Raw genomic sequence first — 9,708 nt, 5'->3', positions numbered from 1 at the left:
CTTTTGTGTGGCGGCTCGATTCAGTCAGGTTTCGCAGCTTCAACTGATGTCGTCTCTACGCTTGACAATCAACAGCTTAAAGCCCTCGCCCAGCAAAATCAGGTACAACCCCAGCAGGAAAGCTATAAGGGTGAAGCATTTTTCCAGCAATATTATATCGATAAAACCGCAGCAGAAGCCCAGTTACGCGACAATCGCTATTTAAGTTCTTCTTTTTGTCAGGGTACATGGATTACCCCGATTAATCCGCAAACCAAGCCATCCGATCCAAACAACACCACTTCGGTGATTACTGCTGATTATGGTCATTACAATCCCGAGGGAGATTCTTTCCTACAAGGTAATGTCATTATTGATCAGGAAGGACGCAGTATTCGTGCAGATCAGGTCACCATTGATGCAACCCAAACCCATGCCAAAGCGCAAGGACGAGTACAACTTGCACAATCAGGCCTGCTTACCCAGAGTGATGAGATTGTCTACAACCTAAAAACACAGACAGGTGATTTAAACAATAGTCTCTATATCTCTGAGCAACAGCATGCACATGGTTATGCCAGTCAAATTCAGCGTCAAAATGAAAAGCTTGTGGTCTTGAAAGATGCTAGCTATACCGCTTGCCCACCTGGACAAAAACCAGCCTGGAAGATTCAGGCAAAACAAATTGAATTGAATCAGGATACAGGGCGTGGTGTTACGCGTAATACCAAACTTTATGTCAAAGATATTCCAATCCTTGCCGTACCCTATTTTAATTTCCCAATTGATGATCGCCGTACCACAGGTATTTTAACGCCTACGTTTGGTTATACCAATGATGGTGGTGCACAGCTTGGCGTGCCTGTTTATCTTAACCTGGCACCAAACTACGACTTAACGCTTACCCCAAGCTTTATGAGTAGACGTGGCGGCAAGCTGGATGGTGCATTCCGCTATATGACTGAGAATTTTGGTTCAGGTCAAATCTGGGGCGGATATTTACCAAATGACAATCAATATGACAACAAAGACCGTGCTGACCTGCATTTCCTGCATTACTGGAAGATAAACAAGCAGTGGTCGACCAATTTAGAATATAACTATGCATCAGATAAGGATTATTTTGCAGACTTTGAAAATAATCCAAACAGCAAAACCGATGTGAATCTACGCCGTGCGTGGGAACTGAACTATCAGAATGGTATTCCAGGTCTTAAGGCTCAGTTGAAAGTCGAAGATTTCCAGACACTGGATAAAACCATTAAAGACGCAGATAAGCCCTATGCCCGACTGCCGCAATTTTTATTAAATTACGTTACAGGTGATCCACAAGGATTACAGTATGAATTTAATAACGATACTGCCTATTTCAAAAAGTCTATTAATGATGATTCAGCTCTGGAATCAAGTGGTACACGTATCTATAACCAGTTTGCCGTTCGTTATAACTACATTACCCCATCATGGTTCTATGCGATTCCAGAAGTTTCTGTACGCAGCATCAACACATTCTACGATCAGGACTCAAAAGAAAGTTTGGGATTCTCCAAATCTGATGATCTAGAAAAATCTGTTGTTGTACCCCAGTTTACATTGGCAACAGGGGTCACTTTTGAAAAAGAGGGCAAATACCTGCAAAGTATTTCGCCACGTGCTTTTTATGCCTACTCACCTTATAAAAAGCAGGATGATTATCCAAACTTTGACTCAACCACAGCCTCGATCAACTACGACCAGCTTTTTAACCCCTACCGTTTCTATGGCCATGACCGTCTGGATGACAACAACTTTTTGTCATTGGGTGTAACCTATAGTTTATTGGATACAGAAGGTCTGGAGCGTATTCGCACCAGTGTCGGTCAAAGCTATTATTTTAGTGATCGACGTGTCAGCCTGAACCAACAGCCTGACGAGTTTGATACCCAGCGTCAGACAGGTCCTATTGTCAGTGTATCTAGTCAGCTCAACCAGAATTTCACCATTAACGCCAATTCAGCTTGGATGTCGAATGGTGACAATGCTCAGCGAGATGTGCAAGCCTACTATACAGGCGGTCAGGGCAACCTATATAACTTAGGCTATTTCTACCGTAAAGACATTCCTGACCGTCAGAATTATTACGATCAGGTTGTTGCATCCTTTATACAACCTGTAAAGGATAATTGGCGTATCATGGGCCATGCTCAATATGACCTGGACAACAAACTAATGCGTGAGTACCTGCTTGGCATCAATTATGAGTCTTGCTGTTGGGCTGTTTCAGTTTATGGTCGTTCCTACTATAACGATCTGGATGATCCAAACTCTCCAGATGTTCGCAAAAAACGTGCAGTTATGGCCGAGTTTACCCTGAAAGGTTTAGGGGGCTTAAACAACAAGCTTGCCTCTCTTCTGGAAAATAGAGTTTTAGGTTTCAACAAAATTAATCAATCTTGGACACAACGTTAATGAAGATACAACACTTTCAACATATCTTTAGAGCCACTGTTCTCGCTGCCCTAGTTTCTTCATCAATGCAAAGCTTTGCCCAACCTACGGATGAGGTTGTCGCAATTGTGGACGATAGTGTTATTCTTAAAAGTGACTTAGAGCAAGGAGTTGCGGAAACGGAACACCAGCTAAAAGCACAAAATAAAACGGTCCCACCTCAACAGTATTTACAAATGCAGGTGCTGGACCAGTTGATCGTTCGTCAAGCCCAGTTAGAGCAAGTAAAACGCTATGGCATTAAACCAGACGAGAAAAGCCTGAATGCAGCCGTACTAAAAGTTGCGAATCAGTCAGGTGCCAGCACATTAGAGGCTTTCCAGCAAAAGCTGGATGCCATTGCGCCTGGTACTTACGAAAATCTACGTAACCGAATTGCTGAAGATTTAGCCATTGGCCGCCTGCGTCAACAACAGGTGATGTCACGTATTAAAATCAGCGACCATGATGTGGAGAATTTCCTAAATTCTCCTGAAGGTCAGGCTGCCTTAGGGATTCAGGCACACGTCATTCATATGCGTATTTCAGGTGAAAATACCGATGAAGTCCAAAAAGTAGCTCAAGAAGTTAAAAAAGCTTTGGCTACAAGTGATGATCCTAAAACGATTAGCTCAAAGCTATCCACCTCAACCGTCAAGGTTGATGGCGCAGATATGGGTTTCCGCCCGCTGTCTGATATTCCTACCGAACTTTCAGCGCGCCTTACACCATTAAAAGTAGGTCAAACCACTGAGTTGATCAATGTGCGTGATGGTGTTCATGTACTTAAATTACTTGAACGCAAACAGAATGACCAAAAAGCTCTGGTCTCTCAATACCAGACCCGCCACATCCTGATTCAACCATCAGAAGTTGTAACCCTGGACCGTGCCAAGCAAATGATTGACAGTCTTTACAAGCGTGTAAAAGCAGGCGAAGATTTTGCAACATTGGCCGCAACCTATTCAACTGATACAGGTTCTGCCCGTGATGGTGGTAGTCTCGGCTGGGTGAGCCCTGGTATGATGGTTCCAGAGTTTGAACAGGTTATGAAAGACACACCTGTTGGACAAGTCAGCAAACCATTTCAAACCCAGTTTGGCTGGCATATCCTACAAGTCACCGATACCCGTCAGCAAGACATGACCAAGGAAGTTCAGGAACGTATGGCTCGCCAGATTTTAGGTGAACGTCAGTTTGATACCGAAGTGGATAGCTGGACACGTGAACTTCGTGCCAATGCCTATGTTGAAATTAAAGATGCCAACCTCGATAGCAAGGCTCCACAAAAATAACCCACCTTAATCAAAATGCCAGCGTTTAAGCTGGTATTTTCTATATCCTCAACAAACAAAAAACAGTGGCATTTGCCACTGTTTTTTAACTACAAACGATTATTTGTAACGATCCACCATTTTCTCTAAAGAAATTGGGCGAATCTTGTCAGCATTACCTGCTGTACCAAACGCTTCATAACGATCGATACAGATTTGCTTCATTGCTTCAACTGTCTCGCCGAAGAATTTACGTGGATCAAACTCACTTGGTTTTTCAGCCATCATACGGCGCATTGCACCCGTTGAAGCCAAACGCAAGTCGGTATCAATATTAATCTTACGCACACCATGCTTGATTGCTTCCACAAGCTGCTCTACAGGCACACCGTAAGTTTCCTTAATATCACCACCGTATTGGTTAATCACAGCCAACCATTCCTGTGGTACAGAGCTTGAACCATGCATGACAAGATGCGTGTTTGGCAGTGCAGCATGAATTTCTTTAATACGGTCAATTGCCAGAATATCGCCTGTCGGTGGACGAGTAAACTTGTACGCGCCATGTGAAGTACCAACAGCAATCGCCAGAGCATCAACATTGGTATCTGCCACAAACGAGGTTGCTTCTTCAACAGAAGTCAGCAGTTGAGAGTGATCAAGTACGCCTTCTGCGCCAACACCATCCTCTTCACCAGCCATACCAGTTTCAAGGCTACCTAGACAGCCAATCTCACCTTCAACTGAAACACCACATGCATGCGCCATCGCAACCACGCGGCGAGTTACATCAACGTTGTAATCGTATGAGGTTGGTGTCTTGCCATCTGCACCCAATGAACCATCCATCATGACTGAGCTGAAACCCAACTGGATCGAACGCTGGCAAACATCAGGGCTGGTACCATGATCCTGATGCATTACCACAGGAATATGTGGCCATTCTTCAATTGCTGCCAAAATAAGGTGACGGAGGAACGGTGCACCTGCATATTTACGCGCACCAGCCGAAGCCTGCACAATTACAGGTGAGTTTGTTGCATCCGCAGCGAGCATGATTGCACGCATTTGTTCTAGGTTGTTTACGTTAAATGCTGGTACGCCGTAGTTATGTTCAGCAGCGTGATCCAAGAGCTGGCGCATTGAGATGAGTGCCATAATATCCTCCCAGGTAATGCGCCATATTCTACATGCTGATTTATTTCAATTCAGCAACTAATCACAGGAAATCAAAAAAAATCCCTGATCTTTTGTGCAATCTGGTGAACGAATTGTATTTTGCAATAAAAAAAGACCAAATTTATGAATAATTTGGTCTTTTCCATACTTACACTGGGTTGATTAAAACTAACAATACCCATCCAGACGAGTCAAAGGCAGCTTCTTGCCAATCGCCTTTTCAATCTCTGGTAAATAAAAAGCATCATCTTCAGACAGGAAACTGATACTTACGCCCTGCGCCCCTGCACGACCTGTACGCCCAATACGATGTACATAGTCATCCGACTGCTCTGGCAAGGTAAAATTAATCACATGCGACACACCATCCACATGAATACCACGACCCGCCACATCGGTTGCAATCATAATGTTGTGCTTGCCCTGCTTGAATTGGTCCAGCATCTTTAAACGCTTGTCCTGGGCAATTTCACCCGACAACATCCCAACCTTATAACCATCACGCTTGAGATGGTCATACAAACGGCGAACCTGATCCCGACGGTTCGCAAAGATCATGACTTTATCAATCGGTTCATCACGCAGAATATCTTGCAGAAGCTTGTACTTGTCTTTTTTCTCCACCACATACACACGTTGCTCAACATCCACATTGGTTTTCTGCTCAGGCTCAATCTCGACCGTAACAGGTTCAAACAACCATTGGCGTGCAAGATTGAGGACATCGTAGCTAAACGTTGCCGAGAACATTAATGTTTGACGCTGTTCCTTAAATGGCGAATAACGCACAATACGTTTTACTGAAGGTATAAAACCCATATCCAGCAAACGATCCGCCTCATCAATCACTAAAAACTCAATTTTATCAAGCCAGACTTCTTTTTGCTCCACAAAATCAATCAGTCGCCCAGGAGTCGCAACAATAATATCGACAAAATTCTTGTCCAGCATTTTCTTTTGCTTGTCAAAATCAACACCACCCAACAAAGTGACAACATGCAAATTTGAGAATTTTGTTAAAGCCTGAGCATCACTTTCTATCTGTAAAGCCAACTCACGTGTCGGTGCCAGAATCAAGGCACGCGGTTCACCACGAAAACGCTGGTCCTGAATAGGATTATTGAGTAGATCATTGATCACGCTAATCAAAAAGGCCGCTGTTTTGCCTGTACCCGTTTGCGCTCGACCAATGGCATCATGTCCTGCCAACGTATATTTTAAAACCTTTTGCTGAATTGGGGTCATTTGTGTAAAACCCAAAGCATCAATCGCTTTTTTTAACTGCGGATGTAAATTTAAGGTTTCAAAACCAGATGTCATATATGCACTCGAACCATCAATGAGCAAAAGAAAGTCGCTATTATAAACCATAAAAAATAAAAACGCCCCAATAAGATTGGAGCGTTTTATAACCCCTTTGTTTTCCCCCTTATTAAGGGGGAACTATAGGGGGTTAAAGCAACAAATTAGTCTAAAGGCTGAACGTTTTCAGCTTGGAAACCTTTTTGTCCTTGAACTACGTTGAATTCTACGCGTTGGCCGTCACGTAAAGAACGGTGGCCATCGCCCATAATTGCGCGGAAATGAACGAATACGTCATCACCACCATTACGCTGAATAAAACCAAAGCCTTTAGTGTCGTTAAACCACTTTACTACGCCTTGTTCACGAGCTGTCATAAGTCAATCCTCAGATATTGAAAGATAAGGACCTTCCGGTGTTGCAAACAGCAGAGCCAACAAGGTTTTAAAATATTTATAATTTTAAAGCTTGTAATCATTCTGTAAAACTATCAACAATTTCCGGTTACATCCATTTGTTATAGGGTTTAATACAATAAAATTTAATTAAACACTTTCTAAAACGCATCGAGCTTAACATGGGTTTATAATAATTAATAGATTTATTTTAAGTTATTTCTAATGTTTCTATCTGTTTTTTTCAATCATTTAGCTGTTTTTTTAATGAGATTCCCCCCTCTAAAGTCACACGAAAATTTGCTAAGATAATGACGTATTCAGCGGTTTAAACGATTATGACTCTTATTTCCAGTTCACCTGAGATTATTGATGCCCTAGGGCAGCCCTGCCCAATGCCACTGTTGATGCTGAAACGTGCCTTAAAAAAGGCACCTGCAAAACAGCAGTTTTTACTCAAGTCGTCCGATCCTCATAGTGAAATTGATGTAACACGATATTGCCAGATCCAGCAACTTCAATGCCTGACACAAAAAATTTCAGAGAATGAGTTTCACTATTTAATTGAATCTATGTAATTCTTTGCTAAACTCTAGCTAAAGATAAATGCATTAAATTTACATTTTTATACTCAAATTTCCTTAGTGATGAAGAACATTCGCATTAAGATGAAATTGTTGACTTAAATACCATCCTATAAGGAGACTCCATGACTACTGACAGCAGCAATCAATTGATGCCCCTGTCATTGTCTGCGCCAGGTGTAAACCTTGGTGCATATATCAGTACTGTCAATCAAATTCCAATTTTAACGGCTGAGCAGGAAAAAGAACTTGCTGAACGTTATTATTATGACCAAGACCTTGATGCTGCCAAACTATTGGTAATGTCACACCTTCGTTTTGTCGTACATATTGCACGTAGCTATGCAGGTTATGGCCTTCCACAAGGTGACCTGATTCAGGAAGGCAATCTTGGACTAATGAAAGCGGTTAAACGTTTCGACCCAAACATGGGTGTTCGTCTAGTTTCTTTTGCTGTGCACTGGATTAAAGCCGAAATCCATGAATATGTGATTCGTAACTGGCGTATTGTCAAAATTGCTACTACCAAAGCACAGCGAAAATTATTCTTTAATTTGCGTAGTCTTAAAAAATCAAGTAAAAAACTGACCTTAGAAGAAGCACGCTCAATTGCAAATGATTTGAATGTAACACCTGAGCAAGTGCTTGAAATGGAAGGTCGTTTAACCGCTTATGATGCTGCTTTTGAAGCACAGGGCGATGATGATGACGATACTCCACATACCGCCCCTGCACTATATTTGGAAGACAATCGTTACGATCCTGCGCGCTTGATTGAAGAAGAAGATTACGAGGAACAAAGCACCACTGCCTTACATGAGGCCATGGATCAGCTTGATGATCGCTCACGTAACATTCTACAACGTCGCTGGCTGGATGATGATAAATCGACCTTGCATGAACTTGCGGCTGAATATAACGTTTCTGCAGAACGTATTCGCCAACTTGAAAAGAATGCAATGGAAAAAATCAAAACCGCCATGTCTGCGAGTTAAGATTACATCAAACACAAGGGCTTTCATGCCCTTTTGTTTTATCTGGCTTTGTTTAAACACCCGAATATGTTAAGTTTGTTCATCAAATTTTTAGTTCCATTATCATTATGTGGATAGCAATCTCTGCGCTAAATCTCGCGCTTGCAGTTATGTTAGGCGCTTTCGGCGCGCATGGACTCAAATCTTTTGCCACACCTGAGCAACTGGCTTGGTGGAGCACAGCAACCCAATACTTTTTCTATCATGGCCTTGGCTTACTGATTTTAGGTGTGCTTCATAAAACCACACCAACTCTGCCAATAAAAATTCCTTTTATTTTGATGCAAATTGGTATCATTTTTTTCTGCGGTTCGTTGTACATTATGGCACTTGGTCTACCAAAAATCTTAGGTGCGATCACCCCGATTGGTGGTGCATTTATGATTGCAGGTTGGCTTTTGCTCGCATGGCAAGCGCTTACGCATGCGAAATAAGGATTTATCATGCACATCTATTTAAATGGCGAGTTGACTGACACGCCTTGTGAAAACCTACAGCAATTGATTCAGGTGTTGGCTTTAGAGGGTAAACGCTTCGCTGTGGAGAAAAATCAACAGATCATTCCGAAAAGTAAACTTGAGCAAACCACAATTGCTCCCGAAGATCGTATTGAAATCATTCAAGCTGTTGGTGGCGGCTAATCGGCTAAAAATGGAGTAGCCCATGCAAGATTCCCCTTTAATTATTGGCTCACGTACTTTCCAGTCTCGTTTATTGGTCGGAACAGGCAAATATAAAGATTTAAATGAAACTGGTTTAGCCATTCAGGCAAGTGGCGCTGAGATTGTGACGGTGGCAATTCGTCGAGTCAATATCGGACAACATGCAGATCAACCTAACCTGCTTTCAGTGATTCCACCTGAGAAATATACCATCCTGCCAAATACCGCAGGTTGCTTTGATGCGGATAGCGCAATCCGTACCTGTATGCTGGCGCGTGAACTTTTAGATGGACACAATCTGGTCAAGCTGGAAGTTCTAGGTGATGAGAAAACCTTATACCCAAACATCACTGCAACACTGAAAGCGGCCCAAACCTTGATTGATGATGGTTTTGAGATCATGGTCTATACCTCGGATGACCCAATTGTGGCCCAAGAACTTGAAAGTATGGGTTGCGTGGCAATCATGCCTTTAGGTAGCCTGATCGGTTCTGGTTTAGGCATTCTCAATCCACACACTATTTCGATTATCAAGGAAAACGCCAAAGTACCTGTGCTGGTCGATGCAGGTGTCGGTACAGCCAGTGATGCAGCGATTGCAATGGAATTGGGCTGTGACGGTGTCTTGATGAATACAGCGATTGCGGCTGCTCAAAACCCGATCTTAATGGCTTCTGCCATGAAGAAAGCGGTTGAAGCAGGTCGTGAAGCTTATCTTGCAGGCCGTATGCCACGTAAGCGTATGGCAAATGCAAGCTCACCTGAAACAGGTTATTTCTTTAAATAGTTCATCAAAAACATATTCATTTTGTTTTGACATCCTCCCCGACCTA

The 9,708-nt window shown here is 42.7% G+C and carries 10 protein-coding genes; 7 read left to right on the top strand and 3 right to left on the bottom strand.

From position 1 onward, the window contains the following. Both B4H32_RS09405 and B4H32_RS09400 read left to right on the top strand, forming a co-directional pair. Positions 1 to 2,427, top strand: a 2,427-nt coding sequence (locus B4H32_RS09405) for an LPS-assembly protein LptD (protein WP_286802480.1), incomplete at its 5' end; no start/stop codon positions are given. Then, positions 2,427 to 3,740, top strand: a complete 1,314-nt coding sequence (locus tag B4H32_RS09400; protein WP_286802469.1) for a peptidylprolyl isomerase — start codon at positions 2,427 to 2,429, stop codon at positions 3,738 to 3,740. The genes B4H32_RS09405 and B4H32_RS09400, both read left to right, overlap by 1 nt. A gap of 99 nt (positions 3,741 to 3,839) precedes the next feature. Here the strand turns inward: B4H32_RS09400 and fba are convergent, their stop codons facing one another. From fba to B4H32_RS09385, 3 genes are all read right to left on the bottom strand, one after another. Further along, on the bottom strand, positions 3,840 to 4,877 hold the full coding sequence (gene fba, locus B4H32_RS09395) for a class II fructose-bisphosphate aldolase (protein ID WP_267979653.1): 1,038 nt from the start codon (positions 4,875 to 4,877) through the stop codon (positions 3,840 to 3,842). A 189-nt stretch (positions 4,878 to 5,066) separates the two neighbouring features. Continuing rightward, positions 5,067 to 6,218, bottom strand: a complete 1,152-nt coding sequence (gene rhlB / locus B4H32_RS09390) for an ATP-dependent RNA helicase RhlB (protein WP_286802456.1) — start codon at positions 6,216 to 6,218, stop codon at positions 5,067 to 5,069. 146 nt (positions 6,219 to 6,364) lie between these two features. Continuing rightward, positions 6,365 to 6,577, bottom strand: coding sequence for a cold-shock protein (locus tag B4H32_RS09385; RefSeq protein ID WP_004679521.1), 213 nt, complete (start codon positions 6,575 to 6,577; stop codon positions 6,365 to 6,367). A gap of 356 nt (positions 6,578 to 6,933) precedes the next feature. Between B4H32_RS09385 and B4H32_RS09380 the strand changes: the two genes are divergently transcribed. The 5 genes from B4H32_RS09380 (at position 6,934) to B4H32_RS09360 (ending at position 9,662) form a co-directional block, all read left to right on the top strand. Continuing rightward, positions 6,934 to 7,173, top strand: coding sequence for a sulfurtransferase TusA family protein (locus B4H32_RS09380; RefSeq protein ID WP_286802431.1), 240 nt, complete (start codon positions 6,934 to 6,936; stop codon positions 7,171 to 7,173). A 131-nt stretch (positions 7,174 to 7,304) separates the two neighbouring features. Next, positions 7,305 to 8,174 (top strand): RNA polymerase sigma factor RpoH, encoded by an 870-nt coding sequence (gene rpoH / locus B4H32_RS09375; RefSeq protein ID WP_004679525.1) that lies wholly within the window; start codon positions 7,305 to 7,307, stop codon positions 8,172 to 8,174. A 107-nt stretch (positions 8,175 to 8,281) separates the two neighbouring features. Next, entirely contained in the window at positions 8,282 to 8,647 is a 366-nt protein-coding gene (locus B4H32_RS09370; RefSeq protein ID WP_004679527.1) for a DUF423 domain-containing protein, read from the top strand. A gap of 9 nt (positions 8,648 to 8,656) precedes the next feature. Beyond that, positions 8,657 to 8,854 (top strand): sulfur carrier protein ThiS, encoded by a 198-nt coding sequence (gene thiS, locus B4H32_RS09365; protein ID WP_004682254.1) that lies wholly within the window; start codon positions 8,657 to 8,659, stop codon positions 8,852 to 8,854. A 22-nt stretch (positions 8,855 to 8,876) separates the two neighbouring features. Continuing rightward, positions 8,877 to 9,662, top strand: a complete 786-nt coding sequence (locus B4H32_RS09360) for a thiazole synthase (protein ID WP_262572696.1) — start codon at positions 8,877 to 8,879, stop codon at positions 9,660 to 9,662. Positions 9,663 to 9,708 lie beyond the last annotated feature (46 nt).

The sequence above is a fragment of the Acinetobacter sp. UBA2063 genome (assembly GCF_002333245.1).
GTDB lineage: Bacteria > Pseudomonadota > Gammaproteobacteria > Pseudomonadales > Moraxellaceae > Acinetobacter > Acinetobacter parvus.
Note: the sequence above shows the minus strand (reverse complement) of the source record. Positions and strands in the feature narration are given on the sequence as shown.

Coding starts and splice junctions, on each gene's coding strand:
- thiS (WP_004682254.1), top strand. CDS start 8,657: ATGCACATCTATTTAAATGGCGAGTTGACTGACACGCCTTGTGAAAAC.
- fba (WP_267979653.1), bottom strand. CDS start 4,877: ATGGCACTCATCTCAATGCGCCAGCTCTTGGATCACGCTGCTGAACAT.
- B4H32_RS09360 (WP_262572696.1), top strand. CDS start 8,877: ATGCAAGATTCCCCTTTAATTATTGGCTCACGTACTTTCCAGTCTCGT.
- rpoH (WP_004679525.1), top strand. CDS start 7,305: ATGACTACTGACAGCAGCAATCAATTGATGCCCCTGTCATTGTCTGCG.
- B4H32_RS09380 (WP_286802431.1), top strand. CDS start 6,934: ATGACTCTTATTTCCAGTTCACCTGAGATTATTGATGCCCTAGGGCAG.
- B4H32_RS09385 (WP_004679521.1), bottom strand. CDS start 6,577: ATGACAGCTCGTGAACAAGGCGTAGTAAAGTGGTTTAACGACACTAAA.
- B4H32_RS09400 (WP_286802469.1), top strand. CDS start 2,427: ATGAAGATACAACACTTTCAACATATCTTTAGAGCCACTGTTCTCGCT.
- rhlB (WP_286802456.1), bottom strand. CDS start 6,218: ATGACATCTGGTTTTGAAACCTTAAATTTACATCCGCAGTTAAAAAAA.
- B4H32_RS09370 (WP_004679527.1), top strand. CDS start 8,282: ATGTGGATAGCAATCTCTGCGCTAAATCTCGCGCTTGCAGTTATGTTA.